At 71.7% G+C, this 24,548-nt stretch carries 26 protein-coding genes; 15 read left to right on the top strand and 11 right to left on the bottom strand.

Features of this window, described 5'->3' with window-relative positions; translation table 11 throughout:
* Positions 1-76 precede the first annotated feature (76 nt).
* The 5 genes from NE235_RS20670 (at position 77) to NE235_RS20650 (ending at position 5,198) form a co-directional block, all read left to right on the top strand.
* The gene (locus NE235_RS20670) at positions 77-1,315 is read left to right on the top strand and encodes a PspC domain-containing protein (RefSeq protein ID WP_252805412.1); all 1,239 of its coding nucleotides are present in this window, start codon (positions 77-79) and stop codon (positions 1,313-1,315) included.
* Positions 1,302-1,478, top strand: coding sequence for a hypothetical protein (locus NE235_RS20665; protein ID WP_252805410.1), 177 nt, complete (start codon positions 1,302-1,304; stop codon positions 1,476-1,478). Before NE235_RS20670 ends, NE235_RS20665 begins: the two co-directional genes overlap by 14 nt.
* A 104-nt stretch (positions 1,479-1,582) precedes the next feature.
* A complete protein-coding gene (locus tag NE235_RS20660; RefSeq protein WP_252805408.1) occupies positions 1,583-2,107 on the top strand; it encodes a PadR family transcriptional regulator in 525 nt (174 codons plus the stop codon).
* Between the two features lie 26 nt (positions 2,108-2,133).
* Positions 2,134-2,829 carry an ABC transporter ATP-binding protein gene (locus NE235_RS20655; RefSeq protein WP_252805687.1) on the top strand — a complete coding sequence of 232 codons (696 nt, stop codon included), beginning with the start codon at positions 2,134-2,136 and terminating at the stop codon, positions 2,827-2,829.
* Positions 2,826-5,198, top strand: coding sequence for an FtsX-like permease family protein (locus tag NE235_RS20650; RefSeq protein WP_252805405.1), 2,373 nt, complete (start codon positions 2,826-2,828; stop codon positions 5,196-5,198). The genes NE235_RS20655 and NE235_RS20650 overlap by 4 nt, the downstream gene beginning before the upstream one ends.
* An 81-nt stretch (positions 5,199-5,279) precedes the next feature.
* Here the strand turns inward: NE235_RS20650 and NE235_RS20645 are convergent, their stop codons facing one another.
* The 4 genes from NE235_RS20645 to NE235_RS20630 all read right to left on the bottom strand — a co-directional run bounded on the left by NE235_RS20645 (position 5,280) and on the right by NE235_RS20630 (position 8,965).
* Positions 5,280-6,749: a hypothetical protein gene (locus tag NE235_RS20645; RefSeq protein WP_252805404.1), complete on the bottom strand. Its 1,470-nt coding sequence runs from the start codon at positions 6,747-6,749 to the stop codon at positions 5,280-5,282.
* A gap of 250 nt (positions 6,750-6,999) precedes the next feature.
* Positions 7,000-7,401 (bottom strand): cupin domain-containing protein, encoded by a 402-nt coding sequence (locus NE235_RS20640; RefSeq protein ID WP_252805402.1) that lies wholly within the window; start codon positions 7,399-7,401, stop codon positions 7,000-7,002.
* A 248-nt stretch (positions 7,402-7,649) separates the two neighbouring features.
* On the bottom strand, positions 7,650-7,838 hold the full coding sequence (locus NE235_RS20635; protein WP_252805400.1) for a hypothetical protein: 189 nt from the start codon (positions 7,836-7,838) through the stop codon (positions 7,650-7,652).
* Positions 7,839-8,326: 488 nt separating this feature from the next.
* Positions 8,327-8,965, bottom strand: a complete 639-nt coding sequence (locus NE235_RS20630) for a flavin reductase family protein (RefSeq protein WP_252805398.1) — start codon at positions 8,963-8,965, stop codon at positions 8,327-8,329.
* Between the two features lie 370 nt (positions 8,966-9,335).
* On the opposite strand from NE235_RS20630, the gene NE235_RS20625 reads away from it, so the two are divergent.
* The gene (locus NE235_RS20625; RefSeq protein WP_252805396.1) at positions 9,336-10,121 is read left to right on the top strand and encodes a thioesterase family protein; all 786 of its coding nucleotides are present in this window, start codon (positions 9,336-9,338) and stop codon (positions 10,119-10,121) included.
* A 94-nt stretch (positions 10,122-10,215) separates the two neighbouring features.
* On the opposite strand, the gene NE235_RS20620 is transcribed toward NE235_RS20625, so the two are convergent.
* A complete protein-coding gene (locus NE235_RS20620) occupies positions 10,216-10,308 on the bottom strand; it encodes a DUF397 domain-containing protein (RefSeq protein ID WP_252805394.1) in 93 nt (30 codons plus the stop codon).
* Positions 10,296-10,568: a Scr1 family TA system antitoxin-like transcriptional regulator gene (locus NE235_RS20615; protein WP_252805392.1), complete on the bottom strand. Its 273-nt coding sequence runs from the start codon at positions 10,566-10,568 to the stop codon at positions 10,296-10,298. Before NE235_RS20615 ends, NE235_RS20620 begins: the two co-directional genes overlap by 13 nt.
* A 58-nt stretch (positions 10,569-10,626) precedes the next feature.
* On the opposite strand from NE235_RS20615, the gene NE235_RS20610 reads away from it, so the two are divergent.
* Entirely contained in the window at positions 10,627-10,848 is a 222-nt protein-coding gene (locus NE235_RS20610) for a hypothetical protein (RefSeq protein ID WP_252805390.1), read from the top strand.
* Here the strand turns inward: NE235_RS20610 and NE235_RS20605 are convergent.
* Positions 10,799-12,241, bottom strand: a complete 1,443-nt coding sequence (locus tag NE235_RS20605; RefSeq protein WP_252805389.1) for a hypothetical protein — start codon at positions 12,239-12,241, stop codon at positions 10,799-10,801. The two genes, NE235_RS20610 and NE235_RS20605, sit on opposite strands and share 50 nt — an antisense overlap.
* A 570-nt stretch (positions 12,242-12,811) precedes the next feature.
* Here NE235_RS20605 and NE235_RS20600 point away from each other — a divergent pair.
* The 4 genes from NE235_RS20600 (at position 12,812) to NE235_RS20585 (ending at position 17,689) form a co-directional block, all read left to right on the top strand.
* Complete coding sequence (locus tag NE235_RS20600; RefSeq protein ID WP_252805387.1) at positions 12,812-13,306, top strand: (2Fe-2S)-binding protein; 495 nt, start codon at positions 12,812-12,814, stop codon at positions 13,304-13,306.
* Positions 13,307-13,370: 64 nt separating this feature from the next.
* Positions 13,371-15,884, top strand: a complete 2,514-nt coding sequence (locus tag NE235_RS20595) for a xanthine dehydrogenase family protein molybdopterin-binding subunit (RefSeq protein WP_252805385.1) — start codon at positions 13,371-13,373, stop codon at positions 15,882-15,884.
* Positions 15,881-16,726 carry an FAD binding domain-containing protein gene (locus NE235_RS20590; protein WP_252805383.1) on the top strand — a complete coding sequence of 282 codons (846 nt, stop codon included), beginning with the start codon at positions 15,881-15,883 and terminating at the stop codon, positions 16,724-16,726. The genes NE235_RS20595 and NE235_RS20590 overlap by 4 nt, the downstream gene beginning before the upstream one ends.
* Before the next feature lie 156 nt (positions 16,727-16,882).
* Positions 16,883-17,689: an SRPBCC family protein gene (locus tag NE235_RS20585; RefSeq protein ID WP_252805381.1), complete on the top strand. Its 807-nt coding sequence runs from the start codon at positions 16,883-16,885 to the stop codon at positions 17,687-17,689.
* Between the two features lie 91 nt (positions 17,690-17,780).
* Here the strand turns inward: NE235_RS20585 and NE235_RS20580 are convergent, their stop codons facing one another.
* On the bottom strand, positions 17,781-18,722 hold the full coding sequence (locus tag NE235_RS20580; RefSeq protein ID WP_308206125.1) for a LysR substrate-binding domain-containing protein: 942 nt from the start codon (positions 18,720-18,722) through the stop codon (positions 17,781-17,783).
* A gap of 105 nt (positions 18,723-18,827) precedes the next feature.
* Between NE235_RS20580 and NE235_RS20575 the strand changes: the two genes are divergently transcribed.
* On the top strand, positions 18,828-19,382 hold the full coding sequence (locus tag NE235_RS20575) for a peroxiredoxin (protein WP_252805379.1): 555 nt from the start codon (positions 18,828-18,830) through the stop codon (positions 19,380-19,382).
* A 107-nt stretch (positions 19,383-19,489) separates the two neighbouring features.
* A complete protein-coding gene (locus tag NE235_RS20570) occupies positions 19,490-20,029 on the top strand; it encodes a carboxymuconolactone decarboxylase family protein (protein ID WP_252805377.1) in 540 nt (179 codons plus the stop codon).
* A gap of 42 nt (positions 20,030-20,071) precedes the next feature.
* Here NE235_RS20570 and guaA read toward each other — a convergent pair whose 3' ends face one another.
* Positions 20,072-21,643, bottom strand: coding sequence for a glutamine-hydrolyzing GMP synthase (gene guaA / locus NE235_RS20565; RefSeq protein ID WP_252805374.1), 1,572 nt, complete (start codon positions 21,641-21,643; stop codon positions 20,072-20,074).
* 211 nt (positions 21,644-21,854) lie between these two features.
* On the opposite strand from guaA, the gene NE235_RS20560 reads away from it, so the two are divergent.
* Together NE235_RS20560 and NE235_RS20555 are read left to right on the top strand one after the other, a co-directional pair.
* Entirely contained in the window at positions 21,855-22,772 is a 918-nt protein-coding gene (locus NE235_RS20560) for a zinc metalloprotease (protein ID WP_252805372.1), read from the top strand.
* A gap of 72 nt (positions 22,773-22,844) precedes the next feature.
* Positions 22,845-23,549: a DNA alkylation repair protein gene (locus NE235_RS20555; RefSeq protein WP_252805370.1), complete on the top strand. Its 705-nt coding sequence runs from the start codon at positions 22,845-22,847 to the stop codon at positions 23,547-23,549.
* A 3-nt stretch (positions 23,550-23,552) separates the two neighbouring features.
* Here the strand turns inward: NE235_RS20555 and NE235_RS20550 are convergent, their stop codons facing one another.
* Positions 23,553-23,825, bottom strand: a complete 273-nt coding sequence (locus tag NE235_RS20550; protein WP_252805368.1) for an RpnC/YadD family protein — start codon at positions 23,823-23,825, stop codon at positions 23,553-23,555.
* A gap of 368 nt (positions 23,826-24,193) precedes the next feature.
* A complete protein-coding gene (locus NE235_RS20545) occupies positions 24,194-24,418 on the bottom strand; it encodes a hypothetical protein (protein WP_252805366.1) in 225 nt (74 codons plus the stop codon).
* Positions 24,419-24,548 lie beyond the last annotated feature (130 nt).

The raw sequence follows: 24,548 nt of genomic DNA, 5'->3' as shown, positions 1-24,548 counted from the left end.
CGACCCCGAGATGCTCAGGGACGGGTCAGGGGTGTCCCGGATGGTGGTCGGGGGCGGCGTTCGCGACGATGTCCTCATGACGGAGGACAGCGGGGCGCCCCTGCGGCGGCTCACCCGGGCGCAGGAGGGCCGGCTCATCACGGGCGTGTGCGCCGGCCTGGGCCGGTACACGCGGATCGACCCGGTGGTGTTCCGCGTGGGCTTCGCGCTCCTCGTCCTCACGACCGGGGTCGGCGTCCTGCTGTACATCGGGGCGTTCCTGCTGATGGGCGCGCCCGACGGCGGTCCTTCGAAGATCGAGCGGTGGGGCCGCCGGCTGTTCGACGGTGACGGCGCGCTGACGCTGCTCGGCGCGGCCCTGGGCGCCTCGGCGGTGTTCGCGGCCGCCGGTGACTGGGGCTCCCTGGACGCGCTCGCGGCGTTCATCGTCTTCGCGCTCACCCTGGTGGTCGCGCGCTCGCGCGGAGTCGACCTCGTCGGGGCGGCGCGTGGCCTGCCGGAGACCGTGAAGGGCCGTCCGCTGTCGGTGTGGACTCCCCCGGCCTCCTCCGACCCGCCCCTCCCCTACCAGGCGCCCGACGGTATGATCGATCTTGCTCGTCTGGCGCGCGCGGAGCCACTCGGAACTCGACCGTCCGAGACGGATCCGCCTCCCCCCTCGCCGCCGAGACCCGCACCCGTCGTTCCACGACGGCGTCGGTCCTACCTGACGGCGTGCACTCTGGTGACCGCGGTCCTGGTGGCGGGCGTGCTGTACGCCGTCGGCGATCGGCGACCGGACCTCGGCCGCCTCCAGATCATCATCGCCGGCGCACTCGTCGTGGTCGCGGCCGGTCTTCTCATCGGCTCCTGGTTCGGCCGGGACCGCAAGCTGATCTTCGTTGGAGCGATCATGTCTCTGGCACTCGCATCGAGCTCGATCGCCGGCGATCCGGCCGTCGCGCGAAGGACGCACGCCATGGCCTGGCGGCCCGCCGGCGTGGCGAACGCCGAACAGTCCCACAGGGTCCTCATCGGTGAGGGCACGGTCGACCTGACCTCGGTGCCGCTCACCCCGGGGCAGCGGCTGAACGTCACCGCGACCGTGACGCTCGGCGTGCTCACGGTCAGGCTGCCCGCCACGGCGCGGGTCGAGCTGGACGCGCAGTCGTTCCTCGGTGACATCACCGTGGACCGGCAGATCATCAGCGGCCCGCGGGCGAAGGTGAACCGCGTGCTCGCCCCGGAGGCGCCCCCGGCGGACGGGGCGCCGGTCATCGCGCTGCGGCTGCGCGGCAAGGTCGGGGACATGGAGGTCACCCGTGTTCCGGCATAGGTTCGACCCGTCGTCGCTGGTCGCGGGGGTGGTGTTCCTCGGCGTCGCCGTGCGCTACCTCGGCGGGCGCCCTCCCGCCTGGGTGGTCCCCGGCGTCGCCGTCGCGCTGGGGGTCGTGCTCGTGCTCCGGGGGCTGTTCCGCGCCCGGCGCCGCGAACCCTGACGATCCGCCGCGTCTGACGATCCGCCGCGTCGAGCGGAAAAGGAGGGCCGTGACGACGCTCCAGCTATACACACTGTGTATATGTGGAGTGTATAGTCGCGAGCATGTCAGTCGCACAGACCCTGCTCGGCCTCCTAGAGTCGGGCCCGAGGTACGGCTACGACCTCAAGCGCGCGTACGACGAACGATTCGGACGGGACCGCCCCCTGCACTACGGGCAGGTGTACTCCACTCTGGCCCGGCTGCTGAAGAACGGGCTCGTGGAGGTGGAGAGCGTCGAGCCGGGCGGCGGGCCGGAGCGTAAGTGCTACACCATCACCGACGCCGGGATCACCGACGTCGAACACTGGCTCACGCAGCCGGAGAAGCCCGAGCCGTACCTCCAGAGCACCCTGTACACGAAGGTGGTGCTGGCCCTGCTGACCGGCCGCGCCGCCGCCGAGATCCTCGACACCCAGCGGGCGGAGCACCTGCGCCTCATGCGCGAGCTGACCCGCCGCAAGCAGCAGGGGGACCTCGCCGACAAGCTCATCTGCGACCACGCGCTCTTCCACCTCGAAGCGGACCTGCGCTGGCTGGAACTGACCGCCGCGCGACTCGACGAGCTCACGCGGGAGGTGCGCCGGTGAGCCACACGATCTCCTCGGAGGCGCCGATGACCGGCGGCCGGGCCGACGCCCCGCCGCTGCTGTACGGCGTCGACCTGCACAAGGCGTTCGGCCCGAGCAGGGCCCTCGACGGCGCCTCGCTGCACATCCGGGCCGGTGAGGTGGTGGCGCTCATGGGCCCGTCCGGGTCCGGGAAGTCCACGCTGATGCACTGCCTGGCCGGCATCGTACGACCGGACTCGGGGCGCGTTCTCTACCGGAACGACGACCTGACGACCATGTCCGACGCGAGGCGCAGCGCGCTCCGCCGTACGGAGTTCGGGTTCGTCTTCCAGTTCGGGCAGCTCGTACCGGAGCTGTCCTGCCTGGAGAACGTCGCGTTGTCGCTGCGCCTCGGCGGCGCCCGGCAGCGCGCCGCCGAGGCCAAGGCCGCGGAATGGCTGGAGGTGCTGGAGGTGGCCGACGTCGCCGCCAAACGGCCCGGGGAGGTCTCCGGCGGCCAGGGCCAGCGGGTCGCGGTGGCCCGGGCGCTGGCGGCCGGCCCCAGCGTCATCTTCGCGGACGAGCCGACGGGCGCACTGGACTCCCTGAACGGGGAGAGGGTGATGGACCTGCTCACCATGTCCGCCCGGCGGACGGGCACCGCCGTCCTGCTGGTGACGCACGACGCGCGGGTCGCCGCCTACTCGGACCGCGAGATCGTGGTCCGCGACGGCCGGACGCGGGGAGGCGAGCCCGCGTGAGCCGTCCACGCGCCGGCGCGCCGTCCGTGACGTCGCGACCGGCGGCGCGCCCCTGGTACGCGCGCTGGTCCGGCGACCTCGCGCTCGGTCTCCGGCTCGCGTTGGCGGGCGGGCGCTCCGGGTGGACCAGGATCGCGATGACCGCGGTCGGCGTCGGGCTCGGCGTGATGATGCTCCTGGTCGCCGCCTCGATGCCGACGATGCTCCAGGAACGTCACGAGCGGACCTCGGCGCGCGACAACACACCGGCCGCCGAGGCGCCGGCGCCTTCGGACCGCTCACTCCTCATCGGCGTGCAGGACACCGACTTCCACGGCAGGTCGATCAGAGGCCGGGTCCTCCGCCCCGAAGGGCCGCGGGCACCGCTCCCGCCCGGCCTGACCGCCTTCCCCAAGCCGGGCGAGATGGTGGTGTCGCCGGTGCTGGCGGACCTGCTGTCCTCACGCGAGGGCGCGCTGCTGCGGCCGCGCCTCGGCTACCGCGTCGTCGGCACGATCGGCCACGCCGGCCTCGGAGGCGCGCGGGAGTACGCCTTCTACGCCGGCAGCGACCGGCTCACCGAGCGGTCGGGCGCCGTCGCGCGCGTCACCTCGTTCGGCGACCGCTCCCCCGGGGAGGGCCTCGGCCCGATCCTGCTGCTGCTCGTCGTGATCGCCTTCGTGGTCCTGCTGCTGCCGGTCGCGGTGTTCATCGGCACGGCCATGCGCTTCGGCGGTGAATCCCGCGACCGGAGGCTCGCCGCGCTGCGCCTGATGGGCGTCGACCAGCACATGGCACGGCGCTTCGCCGCGGCGGAGGCGCTGCTGGCGTCGGTGACCGGGCTGCTGGCCGGCGCGCTCATGTTCCTGGTCGTACGGGTGTTCGTCGAGCGGGTCACGGTGCTCGGCGTCGGCTTCTTCACCGCCGACGTCCGGCCCGCGCTCCTGCCCACGCTCCTGATGGTGCCGGCCGTTCCCGTCTCGTCCGTACTCGTCGCCCTCTTCTCCCTGCGGAAGGTGATGATCGAGCCGCTCGGTGTCGTCCGCAACGCCGCCCGGTCCCGGCGCCGGCTCTGGTGGCGCGCGATCGTCCCCGTCATCGGCCTCGGGCTGCTGTATCCGCTGCTCGGCGGGGTCAACCGGGCGGAGGGCTTCAACGAGTACCAGGTCGCGGCGGGCGTGACGCTGCTGCTCATCGGCATCGCGGCCCTGCTGCCGTGGATCGTCGAGGCGGTCGTCGCCCGCCTCGGGCGCGGCGGTGGGCTGTCCTGGCAGCTCGCGGTACGCCGGCTGCAGCTGGACGGCGGGGCCTCCGTGCGGGCCGTCAGCGGCATCGTCGTCGCGACCGCGGGAGCGATCGCGCTGCAGACGATGTTCACCGGCGTGCGCGGCGACTACGTCGAGCAGACCGGCCAGGACACCTCGCGCGCGCAGGCTCAGGTGACCTTCCACGGGACCGTCGACGGTACGCGCGCCGCCGGCATCGGCGCACGGCTGGGCTCCACGCCCGGGGTCCGCGGGACGATCGTCAAGGCCATGACGGGCCTGAAACTCCCGAGCAAGGGGAAGGACGAGCGCTCGGCGACGCTGACCGTCGCCGACTGCCCCGCCCTCCGGGAACTCATCCGGATGAACCACTGCGCCGACGGTGACGTCTTCCTCGCCGGTCCGCAGGAGCCCACCGCTCCACGGCCGGGCGAGACCGGCCGGGTCGACTCCGGCGAGGACACCGCGGGAGGCCGTGGGCCGGCGTGGCGGATCCCCACGTCCGCGCGCCCGGCCGGGCAGCGGACCGACCTCCTCGGCGAGACCGAGGACGGCGTCTTCGCCACCCCCTCCGCCATCGACGCCCGGATCCTCCGGATGACCCACGTCGCCACGCTCGTGCGGGTGAACGAGGCCGACCGGGACGCCATGGAGCGGATGCGCAACACCGTGGCGGCCATCGAACCGATGGCCGATGTCACGGTGACGTCCGCCACGCGGGAGGACGACCGGTTCGGCGCGGTCCGCCGTGGTCTGCTCATCGGCGCGATCGCCTCCCTCCTCGTGATCGGAGCGGTCCTGCTGGTGACCGTCCTGGAGCAGATGAGGGAGCGGCGCCGCCTGCTGGCGATGCTGGTCGCGTTCGGCACCCGGCGTTCCGTCCTGAACCGGTCGGTGCTGTGGCAGACCGCCCTGCCGATGCTGCTGGGCCTGTCGCTGGCCGTCCCGGCCGGGGCCGGTCTCGGCGCGCTGCTGCTCAAGATGTCCGAAAAGGCGGTCTCCGTCCAGTGGGGAGCCATCGCGGGCATCTGCGGCACCGCGGCCGCCGTGGTGCTCCTGGTCACGGCGCTCAGCCTCCCGACCGTACGCCGCCTGATGGGCCCCGAGGGCCTGCGCACGGAGTGAGCCGCCCGTACCGCCCGCCGCCTCGTGGACCCGGAGGGCCCGCGCGACGAGTGAGCCGCCGGACCGCCCGCCGGGACGCGGTCAGGCCGGAGCCGGTGAGGACGACGGCGGCGGCGCCACCGACGACGGTGACGTCGGTCCCGGCGACTCGGCGGGCGGTCCGGCGGCGGTGCGGCGGGTCCCCCACCAGACGACGACGATGAAGACGGCCAGCCACACGAGGTTGGCCCAGCGCACGTAGAAGTGCTGGTATCCGTTCACGCGCACGCCGGGGAGCGTGCACAGCCCGAGCATGACCCCCCGGGCGATCAGCGTCCAGTCCAGGCGGTACGGCAGCAGCGCCAGGATCGGCAGCAGCATGGCGTCGTACCAGGGGTATTGCAGCGGCGAGACCAGGGTGGTGCCGAACGCGAGCACCGCCACGGGCAGCACGTCGAGCGGCGGGCGCCACTTCTCCTCGGGCACCGGCCGCCACAGCGCGAACGGCAGGCCGGCCCGCCACCACAGGAACGCCGTCAGCGCTACCGCGAGCGCGGCCATCCACACCACGTAGAGGCCGTGGTGGGTCAGGATGTACTCCGGAACCGGCAGGTACCGGTCCTTCTTCCGGCCGAGCCGGGCGTTCAGCGAGTGCAGCGCGGCCGGCCCGGCGAGCAGGTAGCCGCCCCCGGCGACCAGCAGCAGGCCCGCGGCGGAGGCCCCCGCGCGCCGGAACCGCGCCGGCGACAACCACGCGGCGAGCACCAGGCCCGCCGCGGGGAACAGGAACGACGCCTTGACGGCGACCGCCGCGCCGCCCAGCAGCCCGCCCGCGAAGGCCGAGCGCCGCGCCGCGTACAGGGCCGCCACCAAAAAGAACACCGCGAAGACGTCGGCGTGCCCGCTGCCGACCATCCAGAACAGGATCAGCGGGTTCGCCGTCCAGAGCAGGCAGGCCCGGAGCCGGCGCACCGGGTCGGGACCGGTCATCCGGTGCAGGATCACCCCGGTGCCGACGAACGCGGCCGCGTTGGCCCACTTGAGCAGGAAGATGATCCGCGCCATCGAGTTCCCGCCGAAGTGCGCGGCCAGCCACTGGATGAACGTCATGATCGGCCCGTACACGGTGGGGACCCGCTGCCAGCCGCTCGGCATGAGCAGGCCGACCGGGTCACCGGTGTGCGCCAGCCGCATCGGCGTCGTGACGTACGGGTCGCGGCCCAGGTCGGTGATCCGCCCGTAGATCGCGTAGTTCATCATGTCGACGGAACCGGCGGGCGGCAGCAGCGCGTAGACACAGGCGACGACCGCACCGGCGATCAGCAACCGCCGTGGGCTCACCCACGCGCCCCCGCGCAGGGCGTACAGCCCGGACAGGACCCCGGCGCCCGCGGTCAGCGCCGCGGTCCACGTCAGGGCCGTGACCGTCGCCGAGGACGGGGATCCACCGAGGGTCAGGAACGGCCAGGTCGGTCCGAAGTACGGCACGGCCGCCGAGGTCCCGAGCACCATCGCCGCGCCCATCGCGACGATGCTCACCCCCAGCATCACCCAAGAAAAGACGCGGGACATGTGACATGACCGTAAGCCCGGAATATAGGGATTGCAGCAGGTGAGACGCGGTGTTCATCGAACGCTCACCTACCGGTCGCGTGCGCGCCGGCCACGCGGTACGGAGCGGACGGCACACCGGGGCCGACCGGGCGTACGGAGCCGGACGGCACACCGGGGCCGACCGGGCGTACGGAGCCGGACGCCACATTGGGGCCGACCGGGCGGTACGGGACGGACGGCACGCGGGGGCCCGACCGCGCGCGCCGGATCAGACGGTCGCGTGCAGGCTGACCGCGTACGCGGGGCCGGGGTTGACCAGTTCACGCGGATGCCCGGCGCCGTACACGCGGATCCGGTTCGCCCGTACGGCGCGCTCCGCGACCCCGTGATCGGTGATCGTCCGTTCGGACAGCTCCCCGGCGAGCACGGCGAGCACGTCGGCGGCGGGAGCGGCGCGGCGCCCGGGCGGCCACCCGTACAGCAAGATCTCCGACTCGCCGGGCAGCCGCACGGGCACGCCGTCGAAGCGGGCGAGGTGCCACCAGTCGCCGGGGCGGGCGGCGAGCTCACGGACGAGCCCGGCCAGGCGGCCGACCGTGACGGTCGGGCGGGTGGCGTACGGGCTGTCGGAGCCCTGCATGGTCAGATCCGGGATGACGGAAAGGTTCACCGGGAAGTCCTTCGGTGGCGCGGCGGCGTGCCGCGGGCTGACGGTCGGCTGGAACGGGGTCAGCGACAACAACACGAAGGACACAGCGCGGCGACCGCGTGGCGAGAGGCCACGGGGGCGGTCGGGATCCGGCACGCTGGCATGACACCAAGTGTGCAGGTCACCGGCACGCCACGTCAAACGCCGCACCGCCCCGACCGTCGCGCCCGGGATGAGATGGGCGTTCCGGCCCCCGTCACCGGCGGATGTCAGTACTCCGCGCGGAACGTACGGCCGAGCCGCCGCTCCAGGCCGAAGTAGTGCCGGAAGTCGCACACCAGCGGGCTCCAGCGGGCCGGATGAACATGAAAGGTACGGGTGGGAAAGGCCGGCCATGGCCAGCGTGCCCGCCCGGCGCGCACGCCCTCGCCCTCGCGGACGTGCGCCGGCGACGTCATCGACCGGCGCGGCCGCGCGTACGGTACGCGCGCACAGCGAGCGCGCACCGTACAGTGCGCGCTCGCTGTGCGCGTTCACCAGCACACTTGCGTCGACGACCAGAGCCGCATGCCCGGCAAGAGTTCGGTCAAGGGCCAACGCGCCCTGACGGGTCATCCACCGCTCTGGGCGGGGCCTACGGGGTTCCGTAGGGTTCCACCAGGAAGGGATCGTCGTCCAAGATCCGGGGACGATGTCGCAGTGACATCGGATCACCGCGGCGACGAAACCGACCCCCGTGTGATCGCCGGCGGCAAGTGATTCCTGCCGGGCACGACGCCCTTTCGGCGATGCTCACCGGGAATTACCGAAATTGTGCTCCGCAGCCGTGCGACTCCGTCGCCATCGTGGTCACGTTGCCGTCGATATTGCCCGGTCGGTGCCCGATTCGCCGGGTCTGGCGCGTCACCGGTGACGTGGAAGTGGCTGGCGATCCGGTGGAGATTCGTCAGGCGGGCGTGTGTTCGAGGCGGTGGGGCATCTTCCAGCCCTCGGCGAGCCGTGAGGGGTGGATGTTCTCGCCGCCGCCGAAGAACTCGCAGAACTTCATGATCAGCGGATCCCAGCGGAGCGGGTCGACGTAGTGCGTTCCCGGAATGATCAGCTCTTCCTCGATGTGGGTGCGGACGACCCTCACCTGGAAGGCCGTCGCCGCCACCTCCGGGCCTTCGAACGGGTGGATCGCCTCGACCACGCACTCGAGCTGGATCGGGCACTCCGCGACGCGCGGCGCCCGCACCAGGTCGGCGGGCTGCTCGGTGAGCCCGGCCGTTCCGAACTTGTCCCGCTCATGGCGGTATCCCTGCTCCCGTTTGCGCGGCGGCACCTCAGGCCTCCCGGTGAGCATCGCCAGCCGGTCGACCGCGTCGACCATCGCCGAGGAGGCGAGGTTCAGCACGCACTCGCGCTCACGCCGGAGATTCGCCGTGGTCTGGCCGCTGTTGCCGAGGCCCAGCATGGCGCAGTCACCGAGCCACCAGGCGGACGACATCGGCGCGAGGTTCGGCGAGCCGTCCTCGTTCCGTGAGCCGATCAGGACCACCGGGGTCCCGAAGTACAGCACCTTCACCTCGGTCGCCTTGTGCATGCTCCCCGCCTAACGCCATCACGATCACCGCCTGGACGACCTTGCACCCTTCCGGGCGGTCAGCGCTGGCAGGAATCCGACATCAGGTTCCGACACGCAGCGGGCTTACCGCGTCCTCTCCCCATCGGCGGGAGCGCGCGCGGCCTGGCCGGACCCGCATGGGCGTGGCCGCGAGACTCGGCGTCCAGGGGACTTCGCCGTCGAGGTGGGCACGTGGCCGTCGACGTTGCCCGGAGGGTGACCGATTCGCCGGGTCTGGTGCGTCACTGACGGCGGCGAAGGGGAGCGCTGCGCGTTCCGTCCGCGCGCCCCTGGCCTCGAACAGTGCCCAGGTGCGGCCGCGAAGGGCGCCTTGTCCGAATATTGGGTCATGAGTGATCAGCCCGAAGCCTTCTACCTGCCGGCCGGTGACGACGTGTACGAGCCGACGCGCGCCACCGAGAGTCCCTGGGACAGTGCCGCGCAGCACGGCGGGCCCCCGACCGCGCTGCTGGCCCACGTCATCGACGCCACCGTCGGGCCCGGCATGCGCCTGGCGCGCGTCTCGGTGGACTTCCTCGGCCCCATCCCCCGCCGCCCGGCCCGCGTCGAGGTCACCCCGCTGCGGCCCGGCCGGCAGGTCCGCCTGACCGAGGCGCACCTGGTCGTCGACGGGCGGGCGGCGGTGACCGCCCGCGCCTGGCACATCGCGACGGGTCCGACTCCTCCTGTGGAGACCGAACGGGTCCCGCCGCCTCCGATCCCGCAGGCTCCGGACGAGTGGGAGTCGCTGCTCGGTATGCCCGACTGGGGTTATGGGCAGGCCATCGAATGGCGGTTCATTCGCGGCGGCCGCGAACCTCTCGGCTTCGCCGAGGTCTGGACCCGTGTGCGCATCCCGCTGATCGCGGGCCGGAAGATCACGGGCCTGGACCGCACGCTGATCGTCGCCGACGCCGCCAACGGGCTCTCGGCGACGCTGCCCATCAAGGAGTGGCTGTCCATCCCGCCTACGATGACCACCACGCTGCTGCGCCATCCCGAGGGCGAATGGGTGCACCTGGACTGCCGGACGCACCTGGCCGACGACGGCCTCGGCGCCACCCACGCCACCGTCTCCGACCCGGGCGGCCGGCTCGGGGACGTCAGTCAGCCCCTTCTGATCCGCCGGCGCTGACCTCCCTGGAAATGAGAGATCCCCCGCCCTCGGCTCCGGTGAGCAAGGGCGGGGGACGCCGGGGGGACACGACGCCTATCCGGCGCCGTTCACGTCACTTACCGCTCTCTTCGACGACGGCGACCTCGACGCAGTCGCCACCGTTGTTCGTGCTGCGGGTCGACTTGCGCCAGCTCAGGTTTCCCATGCTTCCGCTGCCTTCGTGATGAGCTCGATCGATGCCTGTTCGTGCAGCGCCTTGGCGCTCAGCATCTGCCAGAGCCGCCGGATCGCGGCCACGTCCTCCGTTTTCTCTATCACGTCCCCGCGGAGCGCGTTGTCGACGTAGGCGATCTCCCTGCCGTCGACGGTCGCGAGCACGATCGGGCCACCGGCGAATCCGGCGTGCGCTCCGACACTGAACGGGATCACCTGGACGAGGATGTGATCGTGCCGCGCGAGCTCCACCAGTCGCATTCGTCGAGCTCATCACGAAGGTCGTCTCCGTGCCCCTCCCGCCACGGCCATGACCTCGCCGGACGAGCTCATGCGCTCGATCGACGCGCTCCACGCGGCCCTCGACGCGATCGGGGCGCCGGGGGTGTCCGAGGCCGCCGAGCTGATCCGTCTCGACCGGCTCGTACGGCGGTATCCGGAGGCGGCGCGCAAGAGCCTGGAGCTCTACGACCGGCGGGACCCTAGTCGACCCGCGGGTGGGCCGGTTCTGGACGGGGGGCAGGGCGGGTGAAGGCGAGGGCGGCGGCGACGCAGGCGACGGGGAGCGCGGGGATGACGTAGCGGTAGTCGAACTCGGCGGTGGTCGGCGGCACGACGATGGCGACCGCCGCCACCGACCACGGCAGCAGCGCGTCCCAGCGCCGGCGCAGCAGCGCGCCCAGGCCCGCCAGGAGGATCAGGCCGAACACCGCGCCACGGACGAAGAAGAACCGCTGGTAGGTGCGCATGATCGAGGCGTACGGCCGGACGACGTGGGTGGTGAGGTGGCCCGGGTCGTACGCGCGCATCCGCGCCGCCGCCGTGGGCGGCGGCTGTGGCGGGTGAACCCGGAAGAGGTAGTGGTCGTACGTCTCGGAGTCCGGGAACGGCGGGTGGTGCCACCGGAACGTCCGCAGCAGGTCGGAGGTCACGATCTCGGCGTAGTCACCGGGCTGCGCGGTGATCGCCCGCTGGGCGAAGTCGCCCGCCCGGCCCTCGACGTCGGGGGTGAACTTGTGCTCGCCGAGCCGGTGGAACGGCGAGATCCGGCCCCAGATGTAGAACTGGGAGCGTCCCCGCTCGGCGGGCGGCGTGCTGATGCACAGCGGCAGTTCGTCGACCGGCGGCTTGATCTTGTGGCAGTCGGCGAACGGCATCGTCCTGCTGTAGAGGAAGATCCCCGTGCTGTACGTCAGCGCGAACCGGTGCGTACGGGAGGAGAACCACCCGGCGTACAGCACGACGGGCAGCAGCCCGGCGACGAGCCCGGCGACGACGGCGCGGCGCCCGGCCCGGCGTACGGCCAGCCAGGCCAGGGTGAGGACGAGGATCGGGAGGCCCACCGAGCGGGTGACCGCCGCGAGGCCCACGAGGAGGCAGACGAGGGCCATCCGCCGGGTGCTCGGCCGCGGGTCCCATAGCGCGAGGGTCACCGCGAGCGTCAGCAGGAAGGTGAACGGCGTGTCGGACATGATCAGGTGTTCGAGCTGAATCCCGAAGGCGTCGAACAGCGCGGGGACCGCGGCGGCGGACGCCGCCCAGCCAGGCAGCCCGAACCGGTGCCGCAGCAGCGCGTACACCAGCACTCCCACGGTGACGCCCATGGCGTGCTGGACGAGCACGACGAGGGTCAGGCTGTGGAACGGTGACAGCAGCCAGAGGAACAGGGAGTATCCGCTGGGCCGGATGAGGTTCGGGGTAAGGGTCAGCGCCCCGCTGACGTAGTCGTAGGAGTCGGGGAACCACATCGCGCCCCGGTAGCCGAGCGTCGTGACCAGGCGGAGCGTGACGGCCGGCGCGAGGACGGCGAGGAGGACGCGGTGCCGGCCCGCGAACGCCAGGCCGCGGTTCAGGCGTCCGGGAGCCTCCCCGTCCACCGCCACCGGGCCGGGATCATCGGCGACGCGCTCCTCGAGACTCGTCACGGCCCCTCCGTTCAAACGTGACGGACCACCACAATGCCACCACTTTGGGCACTCCGCTGGGAACGTTGCGACGAAAGCCTGGCCAGCGCCAATCTTGCACCCCGCGCGGCACGGGAGCCCGGCTCACCCGCGTCGTTCCCGCCGTACGGCCGAGGGTCGGTCAACCAACCGCCAGGTTTCGTCTCACCTCTGGCCTTCCCGGCATTCCGGGCTTACGTTGACAACACGCAACGCCTCCTGCCACTGGAGCAAGCGATGTCGCGAAGCCGTAACCAGCGCACCAGACGAGCCGCCGCCAAGATGCGGCGCAAGCACCGTGAAGGCGCCCGGCGCAGCCACAAGGTGAACTCGCACCACCAGTTCAACCAGGGCTGACGCCCGCGCACCACACCGTGCACCGGGAGCCGGCGCGCGGCCGGCGTCCGCAGCCTCGCGGACGCGGCCGGGTGCCGTCTCGGTACGCCCGCAGGACCGTTGCCGCGGCTCCCGCGAGGCGCCGCTCCGGCACGCCCGTACGGCCTCCCGGGCACGGCCTGCCCGTATCCGAGTACGCACATCCGGGAGGAACGTATGCCGCGCGTGTCGGTAGAGGTCGACGGCGTGAGATACGACGACGACGTCGAACCGCGCCTCTTGCTCGCCCACCATCTTCGCGACCGGCTGGGCAAGGTGGGCACCCCGATCGGCTGCGACACGTCGAACTGCGGCGCCTGCACCGTCCTCATGGACGGCCTCAGCGTCAAGAGCTGCTCCGTCCTCGCCGTCCAGGCGGACGGACACGAGATCACCACCATCGAGGGCCTCGGCGACGGGCGGACCCTGCACCCGATGCAGCGCGCCTTCCACGAGGAGCACGCCCTCCAGTGCGGCTACTGCACCCCAGGGATGATCATGGCTTCGCTCGACCTGCGCCGGGAGAACGCCGACCCCTCCGACGAGGAGATCCGCGCCGGGCTCGAGGGCAACCTGTGCCGCTGCACCGGCTACCAGAACATCGTCCGCGCCGTCCGCCGGGCCGCGGACGACATGCGCCGGAGCGACCAGGCCGAGGAGGCACACCGGTGAGCGAGCGGAGCGAGCGAACCGGGAACACGGCGCGCACGGTCACTCCTCCGGCGGAGGAGGCCTCATGAGCGAGATCGCCCCCGAGGCCGTCGCCGAGCAGGTCACCCCCAGCGCGCCGGACGCGACGGCGGAGGTCGGCCGGGCCCGCAGGCGTACGGAGGACGCCCGGCTGATCACCGGGCGCACCAACTGGACGGACAACATCCAGCTACCCGGCATGCTGCACGTCGCGTTCCTGCGCAGCCCGATCAGCCACGCCCGGATCGCGCGGATCGACGCGGACGCCGCCCGCGCCCGGCCCGGGGTGATCGCCGTCCTCACCGGCGCCGATCTCGCCGGCGAGCAGGGCAGCCTGCCGTGCGCGTGGCCGGTCACCGAGGACATGGTGCTGCCCGACCACCCGCCGGTCGCCGTCGACGAGGTGCGCTACGTCGGCGAACCGGTGGCGGTCGTCGTGGCCCGGGACCGGTACGCCGCGGTGGACGCGCTGGAGGCCGTCGACGTCGACTACGAGGCGCTGCCCGCCGTCGTCGACATGGAACGCGCGATCGAGGAGGGCGCCGACCTCGTCCACGCCGGCGAGGGCACCAACAAGAGCTACACCTGGGTGTTCGAGGCGGGCGACCTGGACGCGGCGTTCCGGGACGCGCCCGTCGTGATCGAGCGGCGGTACGTCCAGCAGCGGCTGATCCCGACCGCGATGGAGCCCCGCGCGGTCGTCTGCTCGGCCGTCGGCGACGAGTACACCCTGTGGTCGGCCACGCAGATCCCGCACATCCTGCGGCTGATGCTCGCCACGGTCACCGGCATCCCCGAGCACCGGCTACGGGTGATCGCACCCGACGTCGGCGGCGGGTTCGGCTCGAAGCTGCAGGTGTACGGCGAAGAGGTCGTCTGCCTGCTGCTGGCCCGCCGCCTCGGCCGCCCGGTGAAATGGACCGAGTCGCGCAGCGAGGGCAACATGGCCGTGCACCACGGCCGCGACCAGATCCAGCGGCTGTCCCTCGCCGCCGACCGCGACGGCCGGATCCGCGGGCTGAAGGTCGACCTGCTCGCCGACATGGGCGCCTACCTCATGCTCGTCACGCCCGGCATCCCGCTGCTCGGCGCGTTCATGTTCAACGGCATCTACAAGATGGACGCCTACTCCTTCACCTGCACCGGCGTGTTCACGAACAAGACACCGACCGACGCGTACCGGGGCGCCGGACGGCCGGAGGCGACCTTCGCCATCGAGCGGCTGATGGACGAACTCGCGAACGAGCTGGGCCTGGACCCCCTCGACGTGCGCCGGCGCAACTGGATCCGGCACGAGGAGTTCCCCTACGACACGATCGCCGGGCTGACGTACGACTCCGGCAACTACGAGGCGGCGACCGAGAAGGCCCTGCGGCTGTTCGAGTACGACAAGCTGCGCGCCGAGCAGGCCGACCGGCGGGACCGCGGCGACCCCGTACAGCTCGGCATCGGCGTCTCGACGTTCACCGAGATGTGCGGGCTGGCGCCGTCGCGGGTCCTGGGCTCCCTGTCGTACGGCGCGGGCGGCTGGGAGCACGCCTCCGTACGGGTGCTGCCGTCCGGCAAGGTCGAGGTCGTCACCGGTTCGTCCGCGCACGGGCAGGGCCACGAGACCGCGTGGGCGCAGATCGCCGCGGACCGGCTGGGCGTGCCGTTCGAGGACGTCCGGGTGCTGCACGGCGACACCGGCATCTCGCCGAAGGGCATGGACACGTACGGCTCGCGCTCCCTCGCCGTCGGCGGCGTCGCGCTGTTCAACGCCTGCGACAAGGTGATCGACAAGGCCCGCCGGATGGCCGCGCACCTGCTGGAGGCCGACGAGGGCGACATCGAGTTCTCCGGCGGCTCGTTCGCGGTGAAGGGCGTGCCGGGCCAGGCCCGTACGCTCCAGGAGGTGGCCCTCGCCGCGTTCGCCGCGCACGACCTGCCCAAGGGGTTCGAGCCGTCCCTGGACTCCGAGGCGACCCACGACCCGGAGAACTTCTCCTTCCCGCACGGCACGCACCTGTGCGCCGCCGAGGTCGACACCGAGACCGGCTTCGTGCGGATCCGCTCGTACGTCGCCGTCGACGACGTCGGGAAGGTCGTCAACCCGCTGATCGTCGAGGGCCAGGTGCACGGCGGCCTCGCGCAGGGCATCGCGCAGGCGCTGTACGAAGAGGCGGTGTACGACGAGGACGGCAACCTGACGACGACCACGATGGCCGACTACCTGGTGCCCTCGGCGGCGGACCTGCCCACCTTCACCACCGACCGTACGGAGACCCCGGCGACCACCAACCCGCTCGGCGTCAAGGGCGTCGGCGAGGCGGGCACGATCGCCTCGACGCCGGCGGTCGTGAACGCGATCGTCGACGCGCTGCGCCCGTACGGGGTCGACGACGTTCCGATGCCGTGCACGCCCGAACGGGTCTGGCGCGCGCTGACCGCCGTCCGCCGCGGCTCGGCGCCGCCCGGCGGCGCGCCCGGACCCGGCGCGGGCGGCGGTCTCGGCTCCACGGAAGGTACGCCCGGACCCGGCGCGGGGAGTGGCCTCGGCTCGGCGGGAGGTGCGGCGTGATCCCGGCGATCTTCGACTACGTGCGGCCGTCCTCGCTGAGCGACGCGGTCGCGGCCCTGCGCGAGGCCGACGAGGAGGGCAAGGTCATCGCGGGTGGGCAGAGCCTGCTGCCGCTCCTGCGGCTCCGGCTGGCCTACCCCGAGGTCCTCGTCGACGTCTCCGGCCTGCCCGAGCTGCGCGGCGTGCGCGACGACGGGGACTCCTTGCTCATCGGGGCGATGACCACCCACTACGAGGTCATCCGCGACCCCCTGATCCAGGCGCACGCGCCGCTGCTCGCCGCGGCCACCGCGACCGTCGCCGACCCGGCCGTCCGCCACCGGGGCACGATCGGCGGCTCGCTCGCGCACGCCGACCCGGCCGGTGACCTGCCGGCCGTGGCACTGGCGATGGACGGCGTGTTCGTGACGTCGGCGCGGGAGATCCCGGCCCGCGACTTCTTCACCGACTACCTGACGTCCGCGCTGGAGCCGGACGAGATCCTCCTGGGCGTACGCCTGCCGAAGGCGTACACCGGCTGGGGGTTTCACTACGAGAAGTTCCACCGTACGGCGCAGGCGTGGGCCGTGGTCGGGGTCGCGTGCCTCGTCCGGCGCACGAACGGCGAGGTCGCCGAGGCGCGCGTCGGCCTGACGAACATGGGCCCCACACCGGTCCGGGCGTACGCCGTCGAGACGGCCGTCGCCGACGGGCCGGCGTCCCGGCAGGCGTTCCAGGCGGCGGCGCAGGACGCCCCGGACGGCACCAGCCCGCCGAGCGACCTGCACGGGTCGGCGGAGTACCGGCGGCATCTGGCCCAGGTGCTGACGGCCCGCGCCCTCGCCGCGGCGGCGGGCGCCTGACCCGCTCGGTGTCGCTCAAGCCCACCTCGGGTACGCACCGGGACGCGTCGGGGGTGGGCGGGCGACGGGCGCCACCTCATGCACCTTTTAGGTGGCGTATGTGGCGGACACGGCCGTAATGTCACGCGCAGACCGCCGAACACGAGGAGGCGACGCATGGAACTCGATCACGAGTTCACCGTTCCGGTGCCGGTGGACCAGGCGTGGCAGGTGCTGCTCGACATCGAGCGGATCGCACCCTGCATGCCCGGGGCGACGCTGGACGCGGTCGAGGCCGAAGAGTTCACCGGCCGGCTGAAAGTGCGTCTCGGCGCGATGACCGTGACCTACCGGGGCACCGCCCGCATCGCCTCCCGCGACGAAGAGTCCCGCACCGTGGTGATCGAGGCATCCGGCAAGGAGGCGCGGGGACCGGGCACCGCCTCCGCCACCGTCCAGGCCCGGCTGCACGAGGACGGCGGCCGGACACGCGTCACCGTGCACACCAGGCTGAACGTCACCGGCCGGCCCGCGCAGTTCGGCCGGGGCATCCTGGCCGAGGTCGGCGGCCGCCTGATCGGCCGGTTCGCCGACAACCTCGCCGCCGAACTGGCCACCGAGCCGGAGGAGGCCGCCGAGCCGACGGGGACCGCCGAGCCGACGGGGACCGAGGAGACGGGCGCTCCCGAAAGCGGATCGGCGGAGACACCCGCGGCGGGCAGCACCGCGCCCGCCGACGAGGCCAGGATCGAGGAAGAGGCCGCGAGCCCGGCCACCTCCGAGGAGGCCGTCACCGACCGGGCCACCTCCCCTGCCGCGTCCGAGCCACCGGTCCGGCGGGAGGCGGCACCGGCTCGGCGGGAGGCCGAGCCCATCGACCTGCTCCAGGTGGCGGGGCCGTCCATCGTCAAACGAGCCGCCCCGGTGGCCGCCGGTCTGGCACTGGTCTGGGCGGTCTGGCGCCTCAAGCGACGACGCCGCTGACCCGGGCGGTCCGGCATCTCAGGCGGCGACGCCGCTGAGACCGGCCTGCGCCCCTCGTCCTGCCGGCATGGCCGCCGCGGGGAACGGTGGTCTAACGGTCGCCGGGGACGGTCACGGTGGGCGACCGGACCCGCCAGCGGCGCGCGCGGACGGCCGTCTGGATCGCCGCAGCGAGCAACGCGAAGTCGTCGGCGCGCGGGCTCGTCCGCCGATAGACGATCCCTATCCGGCGGTACGGAGCGGGATCTTCGAAGCGGGTGACCGTCAGGCGCTCTCCGCGCCGGGTCTCGACCGGCAGCGCCGACTCGGGCACCAGCGTCACCCCGAGGCCGCCGGACACCAGTTGCACGAGCGTGGCGAGGCTCGTGGCGTACGTCGCGTCGCCGGGCTTCGCCCCGGCCTCCCGGCAGATCTCCAGCGCCTGGTCCCGCAGGCAATGCCCCTCGTTCAGCAGCAGCACGTCGAGATCGCGGACGGCGTCCCGGCCCACCGGCCCGGCACCGAGCCCGTACGCCTCGGGCGCCAGCAGGACGAAGTCCTCGTCGTACAGCGGCAGCTCGGCGAGCCCCTCATCGGCCGGGAGCGCCAGGATCGCGACCTCGAGCCGGCCGGCCCGCAACGTCTCCACCAGGGCGCGCGTCTGCTGCTCCCGTACGGCGAGCCGCAGGTCGGGGTACTCGCGCGCCAGGTGCGGCAGCACGACCGGCAGGAGGTACGGCGCGACCGTCGGGATCACCCCGAGGTTCAGCGGGCCGCTGAGCGGGCGGCGCGGCGCGGAGACCTCCTCGATCAGGCCGTCGAGCTCGGCCAGGACCCGCTCGGCGCGGCGGGCGACACGCTCGCCCTCGGGGGTGAGCAGCACCCGCCGCGTCGTACGCTCGACCAGGCGGGCGTTCAGCGTCTCCTCCAGGGCCGCGATGGCGCCGGACAGCGCGGGCTGGCTCAGCCGGAGCGCCGCCGCGGCCTCACGGAAGTGCAGGTGCTCCGCCAGGGCGAGAAACGCGCGAAGCTGGGCGACGGTCGGGCGGCTGATAGTAATCTCCTATCGGAATCCTTCGGGGGGGCCGATTTCGCAGATCAACGATACCTAAGGCACCCTGGAACGTATCCAACACCCGTCTGGCAAGGAGGCCTACGAGTGCTCACGGTCGGTGACCAGTTCCCGGAGTACGACCTCACCGCATGCGTCTCGCTCGACCCGGACAACGCGTTCGAGCGGATCAACCACAAGTCCTACGACGGCAAGTGGCGCGTCGTGTTCTTCTGGCCCAAGGACTTCACCTTCGTCTGCCCGACGGAGATCGCGGAGTTCGGCCGGCTGAACGAGGAGTTCGCGGACCGGGACGCACAGGTGCTCGGCGTCTCCATCGACTCGGAGTTCGTGCACTACGCCTGGCGCAAGGACCACCCGGACCTGCGTGAGCTGCCGTTCCCGATGATGTCGGACGTCAAGCGGGAGCTGTCCGAGGCGCTCGGCGTGCTCACCGACGAGGGCGTGGCCCAGCGCGCGACCTTCATCGTCGACCCGAACAACGAGATCCAGTTCACAATGGTGACCGCGGGCTCGGTCGGCCGCAACGTCAAGGAGGTCCTGCGGGTCCTCGACGCCCTGCAGTCCGACGAGCTCTGCCCCTGCAACTGGAACAAGGGCGAGTCCACGCTCGACGCCAAGAAGCTGATGGCGGGCGTCTGATCGACCGGCTGATCGGCCGGCCGCTGAAGTCCGCGGCCGGCCGTCGTCATGACGGGGCTCGCGGGGGCGAGCCCCGTCAACCCGCTTCCGGAGCTTTGGAGGATGACATGAGTGGTGTCGACACCCTGAAGAACGCCCTGCCGGCGTACGCCAAGGACCTCAAGCTGAACCTCGGCTCGGTGACGTCCACGTCGCAGCTGTCGGAGCAGCAGCTGTGGGGCGCCGTGCTGGCGAGCGCGATGGCGACCCGCAGCGCGCAGGTGATCAAGGCGCTGTCGGAGGACGCCGCCGACCACCTGTCCGCGGAGGCGTTCCAGGCGGCCAAGGCCGCCGCGGCCATCATGGCGATGAACAACGTCTACTACCGCTCGACGCACCTCATCGAGGACGAGACGTACGCGACGCTGCCGGCGAAGCTGCGGATGAGCGTGATCGGGAACCCCGGCGTCGAGAAGGCCGACTTCGAGCTGTGGTGCCTCGCGGTGTCGGCGATCAACGGCTGCGGCCGCTGCCTGGACTCTCACGAGAAGACGCTGCGCGAGCAGGGCTTCTCGCGGGAGCTGGTGCAGGAGGGCCTGCGCGTCGCCGCCGTCGTGAACGCGGTCGCCGCCACGCTCGACGCCGAGGGCGTGCTCACCCCGGCGTGACCGGCCGCCGGCCGCCGGGAGGCGGCCGGCGATCGGCGGGCGTCACTCCCACTCGATGGTGCCCGGCGGCTTGCTGGTGATGTCGACGACCACGCGGTTGACCTCCGCGACCTCGTTCGTGATCCGCGTGGAGATCCGCTGCAGCAGGTCGTACGGCAGCCGCGCCCAGTCGGCGGTCATGGCGTCCTCGCTGGTCACCGGGCGCAGCACGATGGGGTGGCCGTACGTACGGCCGTCGCCCTGCACCCCCACCGAGCGGACGTCGGCGAGCAGCACGACCGGGAACTGCCAGATGTCGCGGTCGAGACCGGCGCGCGTGAGCTCCTCACGGGCGATCGCGTCGGCCTCGCGGAGGAGCTCGAGGCGGTCCCGCGTCACGGCGCCGATGATCCGGATGCCGAGGCCGGGGCCGGGGAACGGCTGCCGCCACACGATCTCGGACGGCAGGCCGAGCTCCTCACCGAGCCGGCGCACCTCGTCCTTGAACAGCGTGCGCAGCGGTTCGACCAGCGAGAACCGCAGGTCCTCCGGCAGCCCGCCGACATTGTGGTGGGACTTGATGTTGGCCGCGCCGGTGCCGCCGCCGGACTCGACGACGTCCGGGTAGAGCGTGCCCTGAACGAGGAACTCGACGGCCTCGCCGTGCTCCTCGACGATCTCGCGGGCCGCGGCCTCGAAGACCCGGATGAACTCCCGGCCGATGATCTTGCGCTTGGTCTCCGGGTCGGTGACGCCCTCGAGCGCCCCGAGGAACCGGTCGGCCGCGTCGACGACCTTCAGATCGACGCCGGTGGCGGCCACGAAGTCCTTCTCGACCTGCTCGGCCTCGCCCTTGCGCAGCAGCCCGTGGTCGACGAACACGCAGGTCAGGCGGGAGCCGATGGCCCGCTGCACGAGCGCCGCGGCCACGGCCGAGTCGACGCCGCCGGACAGCCCGCAGATCGCCCGCTTGTCGCCGACCTGGGCGCGTACGGCCTCGATCGACTCCTCGACGATGTTGACCATCGTCCAGGACGGCCGGCAGCCCGCCGCCTCCAGGAAGTGCCGCAGAACCTGCAGGCCGTGCTCGGTGTGCATCACCTCGGGGTGGAACTGCACGCCGTAGAGCCCGCGGGCGGCGTCCTCCATGGCGGCGACCGGCGCGCTCGCGGTGCTGGCGGTCACGATGAAGCCGGTCGGGGCGGCGCTGCACGTGACGCGGTGCGACATCCACACCGACTGCTCCGTGGGCAGCCCCGCCAGGAGCCTGCCCTGGTCGAGCACGGTGAGCGGCGTCGCGCCGTACTCGGCGATGTCGGAGTTGGCGACCGTGCCGCCGAGCTCCTTGGCCATCGCCTGGAACCCGTAGCAGATGCCCAGGGTGGGGACGCCGGCCTCGAACAGGCCGGTGGGCACGGCGGGCGCGCCCGGCTCGTACACCGACGCGGGGCCACCGGACAAGATGATCGCCTTTGGCCGTTTGGCCAGCATCTCCTCGACCGGCATGGTCGAGGGGACGATCTCGCTGAACACGTGGCACTCGCGCACGCGACGGGCGATGAGCTGCGCGTACTGCGCGCCGAAGTCGACAACGAGGACCGTGTCGAAGGACTGCTCGACTGACTCGACGGACACCGAGAACGCCTTTCGGAAGTTCGGATCGTCCCCAGTCTAGGGGGCCGCTGCCTGCGCGAACGCCGCCACCGCCGGATCAGCCGACGCGAGAATGCCACTCGAACGGTGATCTGCCGGGGTTGTCCCGCCCCCCTTTAACCCCTCCGAGATCTTTTTTGGCACTATTTCGGGCTCCTCCGCTTTCTTCGTACCTCTCCCGGGAGCCCCCCACATGCGTTCAGCCGCCGCGCTGACCGGATTCGCGACCGTCACCCTCGCCCTGCTGCCGATCACCGGGGCCACCGCGAAGACGACCGAGGCGTCCAGGCCGGCCGCCGTGTCCTCGTGCACCACCCCGCCCGCCGGCACGCGGGCCACCTCGCCCGACGTCCACCCGCGCGACGACAACGACGTCTCCGCCGCCCAGGCCGCCGCCGTCGACCGTGAGCTCAAGGCGATCCTCGCCCGCCGGCCTTCAATCCAGGCCGTCACCCCGCACAAGGTCCCGGTGTACTTCCACGTCATCCGCACCGGTAAGGGCAAGAAAGGCGACATCAGCCGGGCGCGCGTCGACCAGCAGATCGCCGTCATGAATCGGGCGTACGGCACGGCGAAGACCGGCTTCTCCTTCGTCCTCGCCGGACGCGACTGGACGACCGACGCCAAGTGGTTCAACGCCCCCGACACGTACGAGAAGACGCTCAAGAAGAAACTGCGCAAAGGCGGGGCCGGGGCGCTCAACATCTACACCGCCGCGCTGTCCGACGGCCTCCTCGGCTGGGCCACCTTCCCATGGGAGTACAAGAACAAGCCGTCGATGGACGGCGTCGTGATCCACTACGCCACGGTGCCCGGCGGCTCGCTCACGCACTACGACCTCGGCCAGTCCGCCACGCACGAGACGGGACACTGGCTCGGGCTCTATCACACGTTCGAGAACGGCTGCAGTAAGCCCGGCGACTACGTCGACGACACCCCGTACGAGTCCGAGCCCGCCTTCAAGTGCCCGACCGGCAAGGACAGCTGCAAGGCGTCGGGCAAGGACCCGATCCACAACTTCATGGACTACTCCTACGACAGCTGCATGACCCGGTTCACCGCCGGACAGGGCACCCGGATGCAGCAGACGTGGACCGCCTACCGCACCTGACCGGCGCCCGCGACCGAGCGGGCGGCCGTTCCGGCGCCCGCTCTCGTCGTACCGGCCGCCCATACTGACCCCGTGGACCCTCTCGATCAGATCCTCGCCGAGCTGCGGGCCCTCGGGGATTCCGCCCGCGCCGAGCGGGAGAAGCGCTACCTGAAGAGCGACCTGCGGCACCTCGGCGTCCCGGTGCCGGCCATCCGCAAGGTCGCCGTCCGCGCCGCCGCCGGAAGATCTCGGGAACAGACTCTGGACCTCGCCCTCGGCCTCTGGCGCGAGCCCGTCCACGAGTTGCGGATGGTGGCCGTCGAGGTCCTGATCCGCAACTGGACGCTGCTCAAGGCCAGGGATCTGCCGATCGTCGAGCGGATGATCCGTGAGTCGCACACCTGGGCGTACGTCGACTTCCTCGCCATCAAGGTCGTCGGCGCCCTCGTCTGGCGGTACCCACGGCTGGCCACGACGCTCGATCTGTGGCCGGGCGACGAGAACCTCTGGATCCGGCGCACCGCGCTGCTCGCCCTGATCCTGCGCATCCGCATCGGCGACGGCGACCTGACCCGCCTGTCGGAGTACGGTGACCTGCTCATCGAGGAGCGGGAGTTCTTCATCCGCAAGGCGCTCGGCTGGGTCCTGCGCGAGCTGTCCAAAAAGGACCCCGCCTGGGTGACCGCCTGGGTCCGCGACCGCACCACCCGAATCTCGGGCGTGACCCTCCGCGAGGCGGTCCGCCACCTCCCGGCACAGGACCGCGAGGCCCTCCTGGCCGCCTACCGGTCCTGACCGTCAGTCGAAGACCTCGTCGGTGGAACGCGCCACCGCGGCGCGCTTCAGCCATGTTCTGAGTTCTTCGACGTCGGTGCAGGTGGTGATGCGGGCGCGGGCGGTCTGTGGCACCTCGATGCCCCGGGCCTCCAGGATCGTCAGGAGTGCGTCGGCCTCTCCCTCGGCCTTGCCTTCCGCTTTGCCCTCCGCTTTGCCTTCGGCTTTGCCGCGGCCGAAGTGTTCGCGGGCGAAGGGGCTGTAGACGGGCCAGGTTTCGGACACGACTTCCTCCATGATCCGTTGATGACGGCGTGGACCGGTTTGTGGCGTGGGCCGATCGTGAGGACGGTGTCCGGCTGCAGGTCTTTTGAGGGTCGGTCGTTCAAGTCGTTGCGTTCGACCTGGACCGGCAGGGTGTCGGGAATGTCGAGGTGCATCAGGTCGCGCAGCACCTCCACCGCGAACTCGGGGCGTTCGCGGAACAAGGCGTTGAGGGTGTCGTGCAGGCGGGAGGGCATGCACGGAAAGTTAACGCACGACTGCTGAGGGTGACAAATCGGTGACTGAACCGGTACGTCTTCGCCGCCGCCGTTGACGTCCCAGAGCGTGCGTATCAGGGCGATCGGGTGTCCACGGCGACGGCGAAGCGGCGAGGGCAACGACTACTTGCAGGCCTCCGAGAGGTGGACGATCGCATAGGCGGCCTGCATGTACTTGTTGCGACCCATGTCGCCGATCGTCTTGATGCCGAATGCCTTCTTCAGCATCTCCGCGTCGCTCTGGCTGACACCGGCCAGGGCCTCCACCGGGGCGTCGACCAGCCTCTTCATGTCCATGTCTTCGTAGTCCCGGTCCAGCACCTTGTTCATGTCCGCCGAAATCGGCATCTTCTGCGCTCCTCCACTGAGATAAGGTCACGTATCGTGCTCATCCCGTCGCACTACGCAACATTCCCCAGAGGCGTTATTCGGGCACGCCACCCTAAGGAGATCATTCTTGGACGTCTCCCCTGCCCCG

The organism is Actinoallomurus spadix (assembly GCF_024055725.1).
In the GTDB taxonomy this organism is placed as follows: Bacteria; Actinomycetota; Actinomycetes; order Streptosporangiales; family Streptosporangiaceae; genus Actinoallomurus; species Actinoallomurus spadix.
Note: the sequence above shows the minus strand (reverse complement) of the source record. Positions and strands in the feature narration are given on the sequence as shown.